Here is a 16,123-nt window from a genome sequence, read left to right on the forward strand (position 1 = left end):
GGACCCACTCCTTCGGGTGGGTGCCCCGGGCGCCGGGAGACCGCCGCCGGGACACCCTCGCCCCGTACGCCGCCACGGCGGCGGCGCCGACCTGCTCAGACGGTGGCGGGCACGGCGTGCGGCGCCCGCACCGTGTCGCTGCCCGGCACCGGCGCCGACGCGTCGCCGCCGAGCTCCACGATGCGGTTGTCCGCGTCGACGTGCACCACGCTCGGCACGAGCGCACGGGCCTCGGCGTCCGTCACCTGGGCGTAGCTGATGAGGATCACCAGATCCCCGGGGTGGACCAGATGGGCGGCGGCCCCGTTGATGCCGATCACACCCGAGCCGCGCTCGCCCTCGATGACGTACGTCTCCAGGCGGGCCCCGTTGTCGATGTCGACGATGTGGACCAGCTCGCCGGGCAGCAGATCGGCGGCGTCCATCAGGTCGGCGTCGATCGTGACGGACCCGACGTAGTGGAGGTCGGCCTGGGTGACGGTGGCACGGTGGATCTTGGACTTGAACATGGTGCGCAGCACTATGGACTCCTCTAAGACGGCTCCCTGCCTACTTCTGCAGGTCAAGGGCGGTCCCGACTGTACACCGGCATGCACCGAACAAGGTTTGTGAGGAACATCGCCCTGGCCAGGCGATACAGGCGGAGTGGGAACCAGGCCGCCCCGTGCATGCGGTAGCTCCCGCGGCCGGGGCACCCGAGCAGGGCGTCCGGCCGCGGGAGCACTGGTGGTGGGCGGGACCGGTCAGCCGATGGTGATCTGGTCGACCAGGAAGATGGTCGACAGGTAGGTGTCTTCGGTGCCGGCGAACTCCAGCTTCACCGTCTGCCCCTTGTAGGCGGACAGGTCGACGGTCTTCTGGACGTATCCGGAGCTCGCGTCGGCGTTGGAGTAGGTGGCCAGTGCGGTGCCGTTGACCTTGACCATGAGGGTGTCGTAGGCGGTGGAGCCGGACTCCTGGGTGGAGACCCTCAGCCAGAAGGTGAGCTTCGGGGTGCCGGTGGAGGGCACCGCGACGTTCGACTGGGAGAGGGATTCGATGGCGTCGGCGCCGTAGCCCATCATCCAGGCGTACCAGGACCCGTCACGCGCGGCCTGCAGGGACGAGTTGGTGATGATGCTGTCGCTCTGGGTCCAGCCGCTGGTGCCCTGTTCGAAGCTGCCGTTGGTCAGTGCGTTCCCGCTGGGGGGCGTGGTCGGCGAGGGGGTGGGGATGGACGGCGAGGGGGTGGGGGTGCCGGGGTCGGGCAGGGCGGTGCCGACGCTGACGGCGGCCCAGGCCTTGGAGACCAGGTACCGCTCCTGGGAGTTGGTGCCGTACAGGTCGGCGGCGGCCTGCAGGGTGGCGGTGCGGGCGCCGGCGTAGTTGGTGGTGGAGGTCATGTAGGTGGACAGCGCCCGGTACCAGACCGCGGCGGCCTTGTCCTTGCCGATCCCCGTGAAGGTGTCGTTGTTGCAGGTGGTGCCGTTGTGCGAGCGTCCGCCGATGGTCTTCGCCCCGGTGCCCTCGGCGGCCAGGTAGAAGAAGTGGTTGCCGATGCCGGAGGAGAGGTGCACGTCCACCGAGCCGGCGCTGGAGTTCCAGCAGGACAGAGATCTGCCGTCGGCGGCCGGGCTGTCCATCCGGCGCATGTAACCGCCCGACATGTTGAGCTTCTCGCCGATGTAGTAGTCGCCCGGGTCGCCGGTGTTGCCGGCGGAGAACTCGACCATGGTGCCGAAGATGTCGCTGGTGGCCTCGTTCAGGCCACCGGACTCGCCGGAGTAGTTGAGGTTGGCGGTGGCGGCGGTGACGCCGTGACTCATCTCGTGGCCCGCCACGTCCACCGCGGTGACCGGGGTGTTGCTGTTCTGCGAGGAACCGTCGCCGAAGGACATGCAGAAGCAGTTGTCGTCGTAGAAGGCGTTGAGCAGCCCGGTGTCGACGTGCACGTAGGCGGGGGCGCCGCGGCCGTCGTTGCGGATGCCGGAGCGGTTGAAGGAGTTCTTGTAGTAGTCCCAGGTCTTCGCCAGGCCGTAGGAGGCGTCCACGGCGGCGCTCTCGCGGCTGGAGCTGCTGCCGTTGCCCCAGGAGTTGGTGGTCTTGGAGAAGGCCCGGGCGTTCTGCCTGGGGTTCGACTGCGGGCTGTTGTACGAGTCGTAGACGATCGTCCCGCCGTGCGCGGCGTCGGTCAGGGTGTAGCCGCTGCCGGTCTGGGTGGTCTCGACGGAGACCTGGCCGACGGTGACGCCGTTGCCGGTGCCCGTGATGCTCTGGTGCAGCTCGTACTGGTCCAGCGGCACGCCGCTGGACGCGTCGAGGATCACCGCCTCCCGCGAGGCCGGGCCGGTCTCGCCCTCACCGGTGACGGTCGAACGGTAGGCGAGGACGGGGATCTTGCCCACCGCGTACACCACCAGGGAGCTGTCCTTGCTTCCTGCCTTGGCGTGCTTCACGTGCTTGGCGTGCTTCACGGCCTTGGCCGAGGCGTCGGCCGCCGTCAGCTTCGGGGTGGTGCCGGCGATCCGGATCGCGCCCTGGTGCGCCAGGTCCGAGCCGGTGATCGTGCCGTCCTTGGCGAGGTGCACCACCAGGTCGCCGCCGATGACGGACAGGCCTCTGTAGGTGCGGTCGTAGCGCACGTGCCGGGCGCCGTCGGCGTCGATCAGCACGTCCTTGGCCACCAGGCGCTCGTCGGAACCCAGGCCGAGCGCACGGGCGGTGGCTGCCGCGTTCCGGGTGGCCGTGCGTATCGCCTCGCCGCGCGCGTCGGCCGTCATCGCCTGGAAGCCGGCGCCGGGTCGGGCAGCGGAGTCACCGGAGGCCGCGGTGGGCTGGGGAGCCGCGGCGGACTGGGTGGCCACCACGGTCACGGAGCCCAGGGCGAGGGCTGCCGCGACTCCGGCTGCCAGGGCTTTCTTGCGGTTCATCGCAATCCTTCCGCCGAGCCTTGTCGGGGATTGCCGCAGGACGTCATCTGGGGTGCGGGGGGCGTTCAGCAGCAGTTGGCTCGGCTGTGGCCATGAGGCTAGGGACGAGGAGGCCGTCCGACATCGGGGCAACCCCTTGACCTGGACCGGGGCGGCCCGGCGGGCGCACCATGGCCCGATGCCAGACTCTGCGATGTGGATGAACGCGTCCCACGAGGCAGGTCCCGTGCTGCCGGTGATGCCGGAAGACGTGCACGGCACCCGCCGGGTGGTCCTGTTCGGGCCGCCCGGAAGCGGCAAGACCACGGCGGCCGGTGTCCTGGGGCGACGGTTGGGCCTGCCCGTCCTGCGGCTGGCCCCGCGACCGCAGGACGCCCAGGTTCCCTGCACCGGGCTCCTCGAACTCGCGCTGGCCCTCCAAGCACTGCCTGCCGCGCGGGAGCTGACGGCGCGACTCGACGAGACCGCCGACCACCGGGACTCCCCGGACCATGCCGGTCGGGCCTTGCGGCTCCGTCGGCAGACCGCCGCTCTGCTGCGGGACGCACCACCCATGACACTGGTCGTGGACAACGCCCAGTGGCTGGACCCGGCCAGCGCGGCCGTCCTGGGCTGGGCGCTGCGCCTGACCCCGGACCTTGCCGTCATCGCGGCCGAGCGCACCTGGCGCCCGGAGTCCGGAGGCCACTGGAGCGGGGAGGACGCGTACGCGGTGCGCATCCCGCCCCTGACGGCCCTTCAGGTCGCGACTCTGCTGTCCCCGTACCGGCTCGCCCCCCGAGAGGTCACGCGCATCCACACCCACAGCGGAGGCAACCCGGCCCTGGCGCTGGCGCTGGCCGACGCCTCGCACCCACTCCCGGACCGGGATGGCGGAAGCGAGTCGGCCCTGCCGCCGACGGCCCGCCGACTGGTGGGCGAATGGCTGGGCACCGTGTCGGAGGAGGTCAAGGAACTGCTGACGTTCGCCGCGCTCGACGACCGGCCCGACCTCGACCTGCTGGGCGCTCTCGCCGGCCCGGCAGCCGAAAGTCTCCTGGCCGAGGCCGAGGCGGCAGGACTCATCGACCTCCAACAGTCCGGCGGTACGGTGCGGTTCACCGCCTCCGCGATCGGCACCGAACTCGTGGCCCGGCAGCCGGGGCACGCGCGCAGGCTCCTGCACGCCCGCCTGGCCGAGGCCAGCCGTGACAGCGTCCGCCGCGACCGGCACACCGCGCTGGCGGCCGATGCGGCCGACCCGCGGTCGGCCCGCCACGCCGCCCGCGCCGCCGCACGGGCCCGGCAGCGCGGCGATCACGCACTCGCGGCAGAGCTCTCCCTCCTCGCCGCCCAGCGCACCCCGCACGACAACGGCGACCTGCTCACCGAACGGGCCCTGACCGCCGTACGCGACGCCTCCCACTACGGCGATCTCCCCCGCGGCCGGGCCGCCGCCCGCCTCGTCCTGGCCCACGACACCACCCCGGCCCAGCGCGTCGACGCCCTCGTCGCCCTGATCGACGCGAGCGGCCGGCACCTGCACAGCGCGGACGAACTGTTCGCCGACGCACTCCACGCGGCGGCCGGACGACCTGACCTCACCGCGCAGATCCTCATCCGCCAATCCATCTGGGCCAACGTCAACGAGGGGAACCCCCACCAGGCGTGCGCCCTGGCCGGCCGGGCCACCGCCCTCGCCGAGACCGCCGGCGACACCACCACCACCGTCATGGCCCTCACGATGCAGGCCCGCCTCCAACGCGTCCTCGGCCACCCCGACGCCGCGACCACGCTCGCCCGCGCCCTGTCCCTGCCACGCGCCGCCTCCATCCCGGTCAACGGCACACCCCAGCACCTCGCCGCCCGGCACGCCCTCTTCGACGACCGCCCCGAGGAGGCCCGCACCACGCTGCTCCCCCTGTTCGTCGAAGCCGAGCGGACGGGAGACGCCGAGGCGACCGTGGACATCCTGCGCAGTCTCGCCGAGGCCGACCTCCGCGCCGGACGGTGCGCCAGGGCACTCGATCACGCCCACCGCGCCCAGGCACTGACCGACGTAACCGCCCTGTCCCCCTCACCGGCCTGCTACACCTCCGCCCTCGTCGAGGGCACCGCCGGGCGCACCGACCTCGCCCTCCTCCACGCACGCCGCGGAGTCGACACCGCCCGGCAGGAGGACAACAAGGTCTTCCTCTCCCGCAACCTCTACGCCCTCGGCCACCTCCTCCTGACCACCGGGCGTCCCAAGGAAGCCCTGGAAGCCCTGGTGGAGGTCCGCACTCTGGAGGAACTCCAGCAGGTCCACGACCCCTCTGTCCTGCGCTGGCATCCCGAACTCGCCGAGACCCTCGTCGCCCTCGGCCACCTCGACCGGGCACAGAGCCTGCTGGACGACACCCGCCGCACCGCCGACGGCCTCGGCAGGCACACGGTCCTTCCCCCGCTCGAACGCGCCCAGGCACTCCTGGACGCCGCCCGCGGCGACTACGACACCGCGGCCCGGCGCCTGACCGACGCGGCCGAGCATCTCCGCCCCCTCCCCCTCGAACGCGGCAGGACCCTGCTCGCACTCAGCCACACCGAACGACGCGGACGCCGACGCGCCAGCGCCCGCACCGCCGCGCAGAGCGCCGCCGACCTCTTCGCCGCCCACCAGGCATATCCCTGGGCCGAAACCGCCGCGCACACCCTCAGACGGCTGGAAGCCGCCCCCACGGACGACAACGCCCACCCCCGCCTCACCTCCGCCGAACAACGCTGCGCCGAACTCGCCGCCGCCGGAACGAGCAACCGCGACATCGCCACCACCCTGACCGTCAGCGTCAAGACGGTCGAAGCGACCCTCACCCGCGTCTACCGGAAACTCGGCCTGCACTCACGCTTCCAACTCGCGCACACCATCACACCGGCCGAGTCAGCGGACGTCCTCAATGGACGCCCTCACCGAATTCGTGTAGCCGAATCCTCGGGTCGATCGCTCTCTTGATCTCAACTGTGCTTGAGGTTGCATGATGGTCCACATGACTACGGAATCCACGGCGTACGCCGCAGACATCGAAGCCGTCAAGCAGGTCGTTGCCACCGTCGAGCACTCCCAGCAGCACAAGGACCCCGACGAATTCCTCGCCCTCTTCCACCCCGACGCGATCTGGACGACGGCCCACGGCAAGGTTCTCATCGGCCTCGACGCGATCTCGGAGTTCACCCGCAAGGTGCTCCCCGCGGCCAACTGGGACGGCAAGGTCAGCTACGAGGTGGTCCACGTGCTCTTCCTCCGCCCCGACGTCGCGGCGGTCAAGGTTCGTCAGCGCTACCTGAGCCCGGACGACGAGAGCGAGGGCGCCCCGCTGTACGTGATGACCAAGCAGGACGACGGCCGCTGGCTGCTGACCGCCTGCCAGAACACGGGGGTCGTCGCCGACTGATCGATTCGGACGGATTGGCTGCGCGTACGTGGCGGGCGTCCAACGTCAGTGTGTGGATACACAGTTGGACGCCCTCGCGATCGCACTCTGCGTGAAGACCGACGACCTGCTGAAGGCGTCTCCGTATCTCGCGCCACGGCGGCCGGCTGTGGGGATCGCCCCACAGCTCTCCGACGCCGTGCTGGTCACGCTCCGCGGCCGATCGGCCGCGGCACCCGTGAGCGGGACATGATCTCGGGGAACGCGGTGCATCGCCTGCTGGCATGGCGTGAGGACGCACTCGAGCGGACGGCATCGGCTGCCGGCGGCGGGGTGGACCTTGGTGGCCTGCCCGCCGCGGGACCGTCCGATGAACTGAACCGCCAACAGACACGACTTCTCAGTCGGATGTCCGGCGCAGGACCAGGCAGACGAAGCCGAAGCTGTCCCGGTACCCGTGCAGCCAGTCGGAACGCGCGGCAGTGGCCGTCTCCAGCGCCTGGGCGCCGGCCGGATCGTCCTGGTGGTCCAGAGCCCATGAGGCGAGCGATCCCCAGCAGGCCCATTCGTACGCGTCCAGCTCACCGCGTGTGCTGACGTGACCGTGGACAGGGGTCCATCCGTCGGCGACGACGCTGTCCACCGTGGTGGCCAGGTCGGCGAGGTCGCCGAACATCTCGAGGGCCGCCGGCGACGGGGTGCGCTCCCAATAGGACTCGCCGATCAGGACGCGACCTCCTGGAGCCAGGTGCTTGCGGGCCGCCGCGAGGGTGGGGAGCAGACCGCCGAAGGCGTGCGTGGCGCCGACGCTGATCACCAGGTCGTACGGCTGGGGGGAGCTGAAGTCCGCGGCTTCCTGCGTGTGGAGGACCAGGCGCTCGTCCACCCCGAGGCTGCCTGCTGATCGGCGGGCCTGCGTCAAGGCGACTTCGGAGACGTCGACGCCCTCGGCATGGAGATGCGGGCGGGTGGCCAGGGCGCGCAGCAGCCACTCCGCTGTGCCGCATCCGAGGTCGAGGACGCGCTCGTCGCTGCGCGGGAGGGCGTGTTCGAGCAGTCGGCTCACCGAGTCGTCGTCGAGCGGAGACTTGATCGGGTGGTGGGTGTGGGCGATCGCGGAGATCTGTTCGCGGCTCAGCGGAGGCACGGGCTTCGTGTCGAGGAGCAGGTCCGTGGCCGCCACCGTCCCGTCGAGGAGCAGGTCCGTGGCCGCCACTGTCCCGTCGAGGAGCAGGTCCGCGGCGACCGCCGTCCCGTCGGTGCGGATCGTGGCGGCGACGGCCTTCGCCCGTGCTTCCGTCTCGGGGGTCAGGGCGGTCCTGAGTGCGGCGGACAGCGTCTCGAAGGTCGGGGTGGGGCCGTCGTGTGCCGCGCCGATGCCCAGCTCGGCCACCCGGGCGGCCCAATGCGGCTGGTCCACGAACTGGGGCACCACCACCTGGGGCGCACCCGCTCGGGCCGCGGTGGTCGTGGTGCCCGCCCCGCCGTGGTGGACGACTGCCGCGACCCGGCGGAACAGGGTCTGGTGACTGACGTCGCCCACGGCAAAGCAGTCGTCCGAGGCGTCCGCGAGGCCCAGGTCCGCCCAGCCGCGGGAGACGAGCACACGGCGGCCCTGCGCGCGGGCCGCCTCGACGGCTGTCCGGGCGATGTCGGTGGCGGCCTTCATGGGCATGCTGCCGAAGCCGACGTACACCGGTGGGGTGCCGGCGTCCAGGAACGCCTCCAGATCGGCGGGCAGGGGGCGGTCGTCGGGCAGGATCCACGCGCCGGTCTGCACGAGGTCGAGGTTCGTCAGCCGCTCCCACGGGCCCAGGACCGGGTCCGCCGCCAGCAACGGCCGGTCGGTGAAGACGTGGTCGCGGACGTTGTCCACCGGGGCGAGGCCGATCGCCTCGCGGTGGGCGTTGAGCGGCTCGCGGTAGAGGGCGTTGACCTTCTGGGCGTCCAGGTCCCACAGGGCCTGGTTGTCGGTCATGTCGGGCGGCGCGGGCGGGCCGGGCCGCGGCGGCGGCGGGTAGTGCGCGGAGGGCAGGTCGAACGGGTGGAACCCTGCGTACACGTAGCGGATGCCCAGCTTCTCGGCCACCGAACGGGCGCCGGCCGGCATCAGTCCGCTCGCCACGAGCACGTCGCAGCCCTCGGCCGCCTTGCCGACCGTCTCGAAGTGCGCGGCGACCAGTTCGGCCGCGAACCCGGAGACGTCCGAGGGCGGCGCCCCCTTGACCAGCTCGCGCACGTCGCGCCCGAAGGGCACCAGTTCCGCGCCGACTCCCGCCAGCAGCTCCACGAACTCCTCGTCCGGCGGGGCGCAGACGCGCACCTCCGCGCCGCGTTTCCGCAGCTGCGCCGCAAGTCCCGCGAGGGGCGCGATGTCGCCGCGCGATCCGTACGCCATCAACAGCACACGCATGGGCGTGATTTCTCTTTTCTCTGAGATGTGAGGTGTTCAGGTGGTGGGCAGGTCGAGTTGGTACTCGTGGGTGCTGCGGTGAAAGCGGAAGCCCAACTGCCGGTTTACGGCCTGCATAGGGGTGTTGTCCCGGGCGTTGTCGGTCTCGATCTCCACGATCCCGGGGTGCTCGGCGCGGAGCCTGCGCAGCATCTCCGCCTTGACCCACAACCCGAGCCCGTGGCCGCGATGCGCGGGCACCACGACGGTGTCGTACTGCAGGGCCCGGCGGGTCTCCCCGGCCCGGATGACGATCTCGGTGTACCCGGCCATCTCGCCCTTGCCGAGCACAGCCGTTGTGAGCAGGACGTCACCGCGGTCGGCCAGCACTTCGGCCATGGCCCGGACCCGGTCGGCGGTCCAGGTCTGGCTGCCGTAGTCCATGTCGCCCATGGGCATGTCGTTCATCGCGTTCTTGGCGGCGGCGAACGCCTCGGCCAGGGCGTCGGGTACGGTGCCGGTCCAGCTCGCCACTTCGTAGCCGGGGTGCTCGGCGTCGGCCGCGGAATCGTCCGCCTGCGCGACGTCGAGCAGCAGGTGGTCCAGTGCCAGCACCCGCCGGAAGCCGCGCGCGGCGCAGAAGGCGTCCCCCGGCCCGTTGCCGCCTACGGCCGCGATGAGGCTGCGGCGCTGCTCGGCCCGCGCCGCCGCCACGGCCGTGGCCAGCAGGCGCGAGCCGACGCCCGAGCGCCGCCGGTCGGGAGCGACGTGCAACTCCAGCTCCGACAGGTGGCTTTGCCCGGGCGAGGTGAACAAGCGCAGCGCGGCCACGCCGACCACCGCGCCGTCGCTCGCGGTGGCCTGCCAGAGCAGTCGGCGGTTGTCCCGCCCAGGGACGGTGAGCTGGGCGTGGATCTGGTCGAGCGTGGGGCGGGGTTCTTCCGGAAGATCGCGGGCCAGTGATGCCGACACGACTGTGTGCCAGGCGGCGGCTTCTTCAGGAGAGACCTGGGCGAGGGGAACGATGCTGATCATGTAGGGATCCTCGGTGTGGCGCACGAGCGGCCAGTCGATGTCGATACCGGCCGTCGTGGCGAGGTAGTTGGTGAACACGTTGAGGGCGACATGGGCGACGACCTCGACGATCTGCCCGTCGGTCAGGCCCGCGCGCCGGGCCGCGGCCAGCTGCTCGTTCGGGACGGCGCCACGGTCGCGGACCATCGTCGCGGCCAGATGCAGGACGGCGGCGGCCCAGGGGTCGTCGGACGCGCCGCGGCGGGCGCGGGTGGTCTCGGCCGCACTCAGCCCGGCCGTCCTGGTCCCGCGGAACGCGTGCACGGACAGGCAGTAGTCGGACCGGTTCTCCTGCGCCACCAGCAGCGCGATGCGCTCGCGCAGGGCCGCCGGCAGGGCGCCCGCCGTACGCAGGGCGGTGAGGGCGCCCACGTACCCCTTCAGCACGGCGGGGCTGTTGGCCATCACCCTGGCCAGGTTGGGGATGACCCCGAGAGCCTGGTGCGTGGCCGTGAACAGGGCCGCGGTCTCGCCGGTCGCGGTCTCCGGTTCGACGGTGTGGAGTGCTGTCATGCGGGCAACCCTGCCGGTTGATCTTGATACATTCCCGATGCTTCTTCTATGCACGTGCTGGTGGCCCCGGGAGTGACGGCATGCGGTTCTCGATCCTCGGCCCGGTGGAGGCCACGGCTCCCGGATCCGATGCGCCCGCCTTGGCGCCCCGTCATCGCGCGGTGCTCGCCTATCTGCTGCTGCATGCGGGAGTGGCGATCAGTACGGATCGTCTGGTGGACGCGATGTGGGGGCCGCTGCCGCCGGATTCCGCCCGCGCGCAGATCCAGACCACGATCGCCGCGATCCGGCGGATGCTGCGTGCTTCGGGCGCCGACGGGATGCTGGCCACCCGGCCTGGCGGCTACGTGATCACCCCCGAGTCGGGACAGCTCGACCTGGAGGAGTTCACCAGCCTGATCGGGCCGGCACCGGCCGCCTCCGACGACCCGGGGGACGCCGCGGACCGGATACGTTCCGGGCTGGCGCTGTGGCGGGGAGAGCCGCTGGCCGGCATCAACGCCGACTACGTCCAGGGCGCCCGAGCGCGTCTCAACGGACAACTGCTCACCGCCGTCGAGCGCCTGGCCGAGCTGGAGCTGGCCCGGGGCCGCCACGAGGCCCTCATCGACGAGCTCTCCGTCCACGCGGCGGCCAACCCCCTGCGGGAGCGGCTGTGCTGTCAGCTGATGCTCGCCCTGCACCGCGCCGGGCGCCAGACCGACGCGTTGGAGGTGGCACGTACCTTCCGGACGACCCTGGCCGAGCAGCAGGGGCTGGACCCCGGGCACGCGTTCGGCAAGCTCGAACAGGACATCCTGCGGGACGCCCCCGATCTACGGCCACCGGACGCCGCGCCCCCGGCGAGGCCACAGGGGGTCAACTTCCTGCCGTACGACGTCCCGGACTTCACCGGACGGGAGGGCGAGCTGGACGGGCTGATCCGCCTGTGGGCGGGCGACAACGGCGCCGTCGTGACGATCTCGGCGATCGACGGGATGGCCGGGGTCGGCAAGACGACGCTCGCGGTCCACGCGGGCCACCGCCTGGCGGACCGCTTCCCGGACGGGCAGCTGTTCGTCGACCTGCAGGCGCACACCGCCGGCCAGGCACCGCTCGACGCAGGTGCCGCGCTGGAGGTCCTCCTGGGCCAACTCGGCGTGCCCGCAGCCCACATACCCCCGTCCGTCGCCGATCGCGCCGCGCTGTGGCGGGCCGAGCTCTCCGGCCGGCGCGTGCTGGCGGTGCTGGACAACGCCCTCGGCGCCGAGCAGGTGCGCCCGTTGCTGCCCGGTGCCTCCCGCGCGCTCGTCCTGATCACCAGCCGCCGACGGCTGACCGACCTGGACGGGGCGCACGCCCTGTCCTTGGACGTGCTGCCCGCCGCGGACGCCATGGAGTTGTTCGCGTCGATCGTCGGCGAGCGAGCGGCCGCCGAACCGCTGGCCGTCCTCGATGTCCTGCAGTTGTGCGGGTTTCTGCCGCTGGCCGTCCGCATCGCCGCCGCCCGCCTGCACCATCGCCCCCGCTGGACCGTCGCCTATCTGGCCGGGCGGCTCCGCGACCAGCGCCGCAGGCTCTCGGAGCTGGCCACCTCGGAGCGCGGAGTGGCGGCGGCGTTCACGCTGTCCTACCAGCAGCTGACCGCAGATCAGCAGCGCATGTTCCGGCTCCTGGGGCTCCAGCCGGGCCGTGACATCGGCCCTGAGGCGGCCGCCGCGCTGGCCGACGTCTCCCTCGATGAGGCCGAGATGCTCCTGGAAGACCTCCTGGACGCCCATGTCCTGGCCCAGCACCAGCTCGGCCGCTACACCTTCCACGACCTTCTGCGCGAGCACGCCCTCGCCACCGCGGCCGAAGAGGAATCCCCCGAGGCCCGGCGCGAGGCCCTCGGCCGCCTGTTCCACCACTATCTCCACACCGCGAGCACGGCCATCGACCACCTCTACCCCGAGGGCAGGAACCGCAGGCCCCGCATCCCCGCGCCGGACAGCCCGGTCGCCACTCCCCCGCAGGACGAGGCCGAGGCGATCACCTGGCTGGACAGCGAACGCGCGAACCTCGTGGCAACCGCCCCGTACGCGGCCGAACACGACTGGCCCCTGCACACCAGCCGACTTGCCGCCACCTTGCACCGCTACCTGCTGGGCCACGCCCACCAGGCCGAGGCGCTGGCCCTCCACGGCCTGGCCCTCCAGGCAGGCCGCCGCAGCGGCGACACGGCTGCCGAAGCGCGCACCCTCATCGATCTCGGCGAGGTGCACTACTGGTGGCACGGCGACCACGAGCAGGCGGCCGAGCACTACCGCCAGGCCCTGGACCTCGCGCACGAGACCGGCGACCAGGGCGCCGCGGCCCGCGCCCTGCAGGGCCTCAGCACCGTCGCCCGGCGGCGGCGCGCGTACGACGAGGCACACGACCACTGCACGAAGTCCCTCGTGCTCTTCCGCGAGCTCGGCGACCGTGCCGGCGAGGCCAGGTGCCTGACCGACCTCGGTCTCCTCCACGAACGCCGAGGACGGTACGAGGACGCCCACGGGCACCACCGGCAGGCGCTGCATGCCTACCGCGAGGCGGGTTCCCGCATCGGCGAGACCATCGTCCTGAACAACCTCGGGCTCCTGTGCCAACAGCAGGGCCGCTACGAGGAGGCCCGGCGCCATCACGGCGATGCCCTGGAGCTGAGCCGCAGGTTCGACTTCCCCGGGGACGAGGCCGAGTCGCTCAACGCCCTGGCGGAGGCCGCCCGCTCCCTGGGCGACCTGGCCCAGGCCGCGGTCGAACACGACACCGCGCTGGCCCTCGCCCGTGAGTCCGGCTACCACCCCGAGCAGGCCCGCGCCCATGACGGCCTGGCGCACGTCCACCGCGACCTGGGGCACATCACCCTCGCCCACGACCACGCTCGACACGCCCTCGACCTGTACACCGCCCTCGCCGTCCCCGAGGCCGAGGAGATCCGCGCCTTCCTCACCGAGCTACCGCCGACGGAGGGCTGTCCCGGCGGCATGGACGGAGACGGTCACGGCGCGACGGGCTCCGTCCGGACGTCCTGACCGGGGACGCCGCCCTCGGCCATGGGCCTCGGGCGACGGGAGGCCGCTGCGGACCAGCCGCAACAGCATGTTCGTGGAGGCGACCACGGGAATCGGGGCGGGGGCCGCGGCCACGGGCCCGCCCCATGCGCACGTCAGTGCCAGAGACGCTCCGAGCAATACCACTGGTGCCCGGATCGACGACGCCACGCGTACGTCCTCCCTGCGCGAGGAAGCGAACTGGCAATCACCTGGATTTTCCCCCTGCGCCGCCGGGCTCCAGCGGATCCCGTCAGCACGACTGGGGCGGCCCGATGTCGTCAGCGACCGGCGTACGGCAGCAGGGCCATCTCCCGGGCGTTCTTGATGGCGGTGGCGAGTGCGCGCTGCTGCTGGGCGGTCACGCGGGTGACGCGGCGGCTGCGGATCTTCCCCCGGTCGGAGATGAACTTCCGCAGCAGGTCGGTGTCCTTGTAGTCGATGTACGTGATGCCGGCCGCGTCGAGCGGGTTGGGGCGGGACTTCACGGGCTTGCGGGGGTCGGGGCGTCGGGCCATGTCGTGATTCCTTCGATGGAGCGTTTCGGTGGGGTCGTACGGGGTCAGGCGGACTCGAGGAGGGTGTCGAAGGCGGCGGGCAGGTGTTTCCACGCCTCACGTCCCGCCTGGTATTCGGCGTCCGTCAGCAGGCAGGAGTCGAGGAGTTGTTCGAGCCCGTCGCGGTCGAGGCCGGGTGAGGTGAAGACGAGGTGCTGGCAGCGGTCCCCGTGCTCGGGGTGCCAGTCGAGGGCGGCCGCCGCCCTGCGCATCGGCGGGACCATCTCCCAGGCCGCGTCGGGTAGTGACGCCAGCCAGGGACCCGCGTTCTCCACGCACAGCGCGCCGCCGGCCGCGTCCCAGGCGAGGAGCGTGTCGGGACGGTCGGCCAGCCAGAACCGGCCCCGACTGCGAGCCGCCGCGCAGCACAGGTCCTCCAGCGCCTCGTACAGCCGCTCCGGATGAAACGGCCGGTGGCGGCGCCAGACGAAGGTGGTGACGCCGGCCTCGTCGGCGTCCTGGGGCAGCAGAGCGCACGCCGGGTGCTGGGCGGCGGCCGCTGTCTCGACGTCGAAGCCGGCGAACGCGGCTTCGGCGAGTTCGCCGGAACCGGCCGGCACGTGCCGCGCGGTGGGATGCAACTGCGCGAGGAGGGCGTGGTCCTCGTCGTCGGCCTCGTCGTTGTCGACGACGGCGAGCACGGGGGCGTACTCCAGCTGCCGGGCCCAGGTGTCACCGATGGTCCGCTGGTCGGTGGGAGCGGCGGCAAGGCCGGCCTCGGCGAGGTCGTCGCCGTTGCCCAGGCACGGCAGGACGAGCGCGGGGTCCACGGCAGTGATCACGTTCGTCACCGTCAGGCGGTCTCCGCCGTGGGCGGCGATGACCTCCGCCATGGCCTTCGGTTCGACCGAGTCCCACAATTCGACCACGGCGAGACGGGTCAGACCACTGTCCGCAAGTCGCTCCAGTTCCGGGACGAGGTCCTCGCGCAGCGCGCAGCACGCGCAGTCGTTCACCAGGGGCGTCTCGCCGGAGGAGACGGTGCCGGAGGCGTCGCGGATCAACCGCAGGACGCTGCCGTCGGGCGCTCCGGCGAGGTCGTGGTGCAGGGCCACGCTGCCGGGAACGGTCTTCAGGAGTCCTTCGACGACCTCTCTGCGGGCGTCGGCGTGGAGCCCGGCGACGATCACGACGGGCATCCGGTGTTCGTGGTCCATCAGCGTGCTCCGTAGCGGCGCTGAAACTTCTCGACGCGGCCGGCCGTGTCGAGGACACGGGCGGTGCCCGTGTAGAAGGGGTGGCTCGCCGAGGAGATCTCCACGTCGACGACCGGGTAGGTGTTGCCGTCCTCCCACTCGACGGTCTTGTCACTCGTCATGGTCGAGCGGGTGAGGAAAGCGGTGCCGGAGGCGGAGTCGCGGAAGACGACGGGCTCGTAGGCGGGGTGGATTCCGGGCTTCATGGCAGGACCTTTCGAGGGTCGGGCGGGGTGAGGCGGAGTGGTCAGCGCTCTTCGCGGAAGTCGACGTGCCGGCCGACCACGGGGTCGTACTTGCGGAGTACGAGGCGGTCGGGGTCGTTGCGCCGGTTCTTGCGGGTGACATAGGTGAACCCGGTGCCCGCGGTGGAGCGGAGCTTGACGACCGGGCGGATCTCGTTGCGTGCCATGCCGAGAGTATATGGGAACGATTTTCATTTCCGATACCGCTACAGTGAGCACCACACCCCAGCCACCAGGAAGGGCGGCGTCACCCATGTCAGCTCACTGTCAACTGACCGGTACCAAGCCGGGCTTCGGCAACACGATCTCCCACTCCCACCGGCGCACCTCGCGCCGCTTCGACCCGAACATCCAGCGCAAGCGCTACTGGCTGCCCAGCGAGGGCCGGCACGTCCGGCTCACCCTGAGCACCAAGGCGATCAAGACGGTGGACGCGATTGGCATCGAGGCCGCCGTGGCGCGCATCCGCGCACGAGGGGGGAAGGTCTGATGGCGAAGCGCAGCAAGATCGCGAAGAACCAGAAGCGCAAGGAGATCGTCGAGCGGTACGCCGCCCGGCGGGCCGAGCTCAAGGAGATCATCCGCCGCCCGTCCTCCACGCCGGCCGAACGGGACGCCGCCCTCACGGAGTTGCGGCGCCAGCCTCGCGACGCCAGCGCCACCCGCGTGCGCAACCGGGACAGCACGGACGGCCGCCCCCGCGGCTACCTGCGCAAGTTCGGCCTCTCCCGCGTACGGACGCGACAGCAGGCACACGCCGGCTTCCTTCCCGGAGTGACCAAGTCATCTTGGTGAGCG

14 protein-coding genes and 1 pseudogene are annotated in these 16,123 nt (G+C 71.7%); 6 read left to right on the forward strand and 9 right to left on the reverse strand.

What is annotated here, in order from left to right; translation table 11 throughout:
- Positions 1-95: 95 nt before the first annotated feature.
- Together panD and ACIRQF_RS04970 are read right to left on the reverse strand one after the other, a co-directional pair.
- The gene (gene panD, locus ACIRQF_RS04965) at positions 96-521 is read right to left on the reverse strand and encodes an aspartate 1-decarboxylase (protein ID WP_376630831.1); all 426 of its coding nucleotides are present in this window, start codon (positions 519-521) and stop codon (positions 96-98) included.
- 222 nt (positions 522-743) lie between these two features.
- A complete protein-coding gene (locus ACIRQF_RS04970) occupies positions 744-2,909 on the reverse strand; it encodes a M4 family metallopeptidase (RefSeq protein ID WP_404088901.1) in 2,166 nt (721 codons plus the stop codon).
- A gap of 178 nt (positions 2,910-3,087) precedes the next feature.
- Between ACIRQF_RS04970 and ACIRQF_RS04975 the strand changes: the two genes are divergently transcribed.
- Genes ACIRQF_RS04975 through ACIRQF_RS04985 form a run of 3 tightly spaced genes read left to right on the forward strand, consistent with a single transcriptional unit; the run spans position 3,088 to position 6,548 of the window.
- On the forward strand, positions 3,088-5,877 hold the full coding sequence (locus ACIRQF_RS04975; RefSeq protein WP_404088903.1) for a LuxR C-terminal-related transcriptional regulator: 2,790 nt from the start codon (positions 3,088-3,090) through the stop codon (positions 5,875-5,877).
- A 34-nt stretch (positions 5,878-5,911) separates the two neighbouring features.
- Positions 5,912-6,316 (forward strand): SgcJ/EcaC family oxidoreductase, encoded by a 405-nt coding sequence (locus ACIRQF_RS04980; protein ID WP_404088905.1) that lies wholly within the window; start codon positions 5,912-5,914, stop codon positions 6,314-6,316.
- Between the two features lie 52 nt (positions 6,317-6,368).
- Entirely contained in the window at positions 6,369-6,548 is a 180-nt protein-coding gene (locus tag ACIRQF_RS04985; RefSeq protein WP_404088907.1) for a hypothetical protein, read from the forward strand.
- A gap of 147 nt (positions 6,549-6,695) precedes the next feature.
- Here the strand turns inward: ACIRQF_RS04985 and ACIRQF_RS04990 are convergent, their stop codons facing one another.
- From ACIRQF_RS04990 to ACIRQF_RS05000, 3 genes and pseudogenes are all read right to left on the reverse strand, one after another.
- Complete coding sequence (locus ACIRQF_RS04990; RefSeq protein ID WP_404089535.1) at positions 6,696-7,433, reverse strand: SAM-dependent methyltransferase; 738 nt, start codon at positions 7,431-7,433, stop codon at positions 6,696-6,698.
- Between the two features lie 84 nt (positions 7,434-7,517).
- Positions 7,518-8,708: pseudogene (locus tag ACIRQF_RS04995) on the reverse strand (glycosyltransferase); the annotation flags it as partial.
- A 36-nt stretch (positions 8,709-8,744) separates the two neighbouring features.
- A complete protein-coding gene (locus ACIRQF_RS05000) occupies positions 8,745-10,274 on the reverse strand; it encodes a GNAT family N-acetyltransferase (protein ID WP_404088909.1) in 1,530 nt (509 codons plus the stop codon).
- A gap of 80 nt (positions 10,275-10,354) precedes the next feature.
- Here ACIRQF_RS05000 and ACIRQF_RS05005 point away from each other — a divergent pair, with 80 nt between their 5' ends.
- On the forward strand, positions 10,355-13,309 hold the full coding sequence (locus ACIRQF_RS05005; RefSeq protein ID WP_404088911.1) for a BTAD domain-containing putative transcriptional regulator: 2,955 nt from the start codon (positions 10,355-10,357) through the stop codon (positions 13,307-13,309).
- Between the two features lie 299 nt (positions 13,310-13,608).
- On the opposite strand, the gene rpsR is transcribed toward ACIRQF_RS05005, so the two are convergent.
- The 4 genes from rpsR to rpmG are packed head-to-tail and all read right to left on the reverse strand — an operon-like array spanning position 13,609 to position 15,492.
- Entirely contained in the window at positions 13,609-13,845 is a 237-nt protein-coding gene (gene rpsR / locus ACIRQF_RS05010; RefSeq protein WP_225802647.1) for a 30S ribosomal protein S18, read from the reverse strand.
- Positions 13,846-13,889: 44 nt separating this feature from the next.
- Positions 13,890-15,041: a CobW family GTP-binding protein gene (locus ACIRQF_RS05015; protein ID WP_404088914.1), complete on the reverse strand. Its 1,152-nt coding sequence runs from the start codon at positions 15,039-15,041 to the stop codon at positions 13,890-13,892.
- Complete coding sequence (locus tag ACIRQF_RS05020; RefSeq protein WP_041132231.1) at positions 15,041-15,286, reverse strand: type B 50S ribosomal protein L31; 246 nt, start codon at positions 15,284-15,286, stop codon at positions 15,041-15,043. The genes ACIRQF_RS05015 and ACIRQF_RS05020 overlap by 1 nt, the downstream gene beginning before the upstream one ends.
- A gap of 41 nt (positions 15,287-15,327) precedes the next feature.
- Positions 15,328-15,492: a 50S ribosomal protein L33 gene (gene rpmG, locus ACIRQF_RS05025; RefSeq protein ID WP_376630849.1), complete on the reverse strand. Its 165-nt coding sequence runs from the start codon at positions 15,490-15,492 to the stop codon at positions 15,328-15,330.
- A gap of 86 nt (positions 15,493-15,578) precedes the next feature.
- Between rpmG and rpmB the strand changes: the two genes are divergently transcribed.
- The gene (gene rpmB / locus ACIRQF_RS05030; RefSeq protein WP_389750345.1) at positions 15,579-15,815 is read left to right on the forward strand and encodes a 50S ribosomal protein L28; all 237 of its coding nucleotides are present in this window, start codon (positions 15,579-15,581) and stop codon (positions 15,813-15,815) included.
- Positions 15,815-16,120: a 30S ribosomal protein S14 gene (rpsN, locus tag ACIRQF_RS05035; RefSeq protein ID WP_404088917.1), complete on the forward strand. Its 306-nt coding sequence runs from the start codon at positions 15,815-15,817 to the stop codon at positions 16,118-16,120. Before rpmB ends, rpsN begins: the two co-directional genes overlap by 1 nt.
- Positions 16,121-16,123 lie beyond the last annotated feature (3 nt).

This window comes from Streptomyces sp. NPDC101191 (assembly GCF_044767915.1).
Taxonomy (GTDB): Bacteria; Actinomycetota; Actinomycetes; order Streptomycetales; family Streptomycetaceae; genus Streptomyces.

Coding starts and splice junctions, on each gene's coding strand:
- ACIRQF_RS04970 (WP_404088901.1), bottom strand. CDS start 2,909: ATGAACCGCAAGAAAGCCCTGGCAGCCGGAGTCGCGGCAGCCCTCGCC.
- ACIRQF_RS04975 (WP_404088903.1), top strand. CDS start 3,088: ATGCCAGACTCTGCGATGTGGATGAACGCGTCCCACGAGGCAGGTCCC.
- ACIRQF_RS04980 (WP_404088905.1), top strand. CDS start 5,912: ATGACTACGGAATCCACGGCGTACGCCGCAGACATCGAAGCCGTCAAG.
- ACIRQF_RS05000 (WP_404088909.1), bottom strand. CDS start 10,274: ATGACAGCACTCCACACCGTCGAACCGGAGACCGCGACCGGCGAGACC.
- ACIRQF_RS05005 (WP_404088911.1), top strand. CDS start 10,355: ATGCGGTTCTCGATCCTCGGCCCGGTGGAGGCCACGGCTCCCGGATCC.
- rpsR (WP_225802647.1), bottom strand. CDS start 13,845: ATGGCCCGACGCCCCGACCCCCGCAAGCCCGTGAAGTCCCGCCCCAAC.
- ACIRQF_RS05015 (WP_404088914.1), bottom strand. CDS start 15,041: ATGGACCACGAACACCGGATGCCCGTCGTGATCGTCGCCGGGCTCCAC.
- ACIRQF_RS05020 (WP_041132231.1), bottom strand. CDS start 15,286: ATGAAGCCCGGAATCCACCCCGCCTACGAGCCCGTCGTCTTCCGCGAC.
- rpmG (WP_376630849.1), bottom strand. CDS start 15,492: ATGGCACGCAACGAGATCCGCCCGGTCGTCAAGCTCCGCTCCACCGCG.
- rpmB (WP_389750345.1), top strand. CDS start 15,579: ATGTCAGCTCACTGTCAACTGACCGGTACCAAGCCGGGCTTCGGCAAC.
- rpsN (WP_404088917.1), top strand. CDS start 15,815: ATGGCGAAGCGCAGCAAGATCGCGAAGAACCAGAAGCGCAAGGAGATC.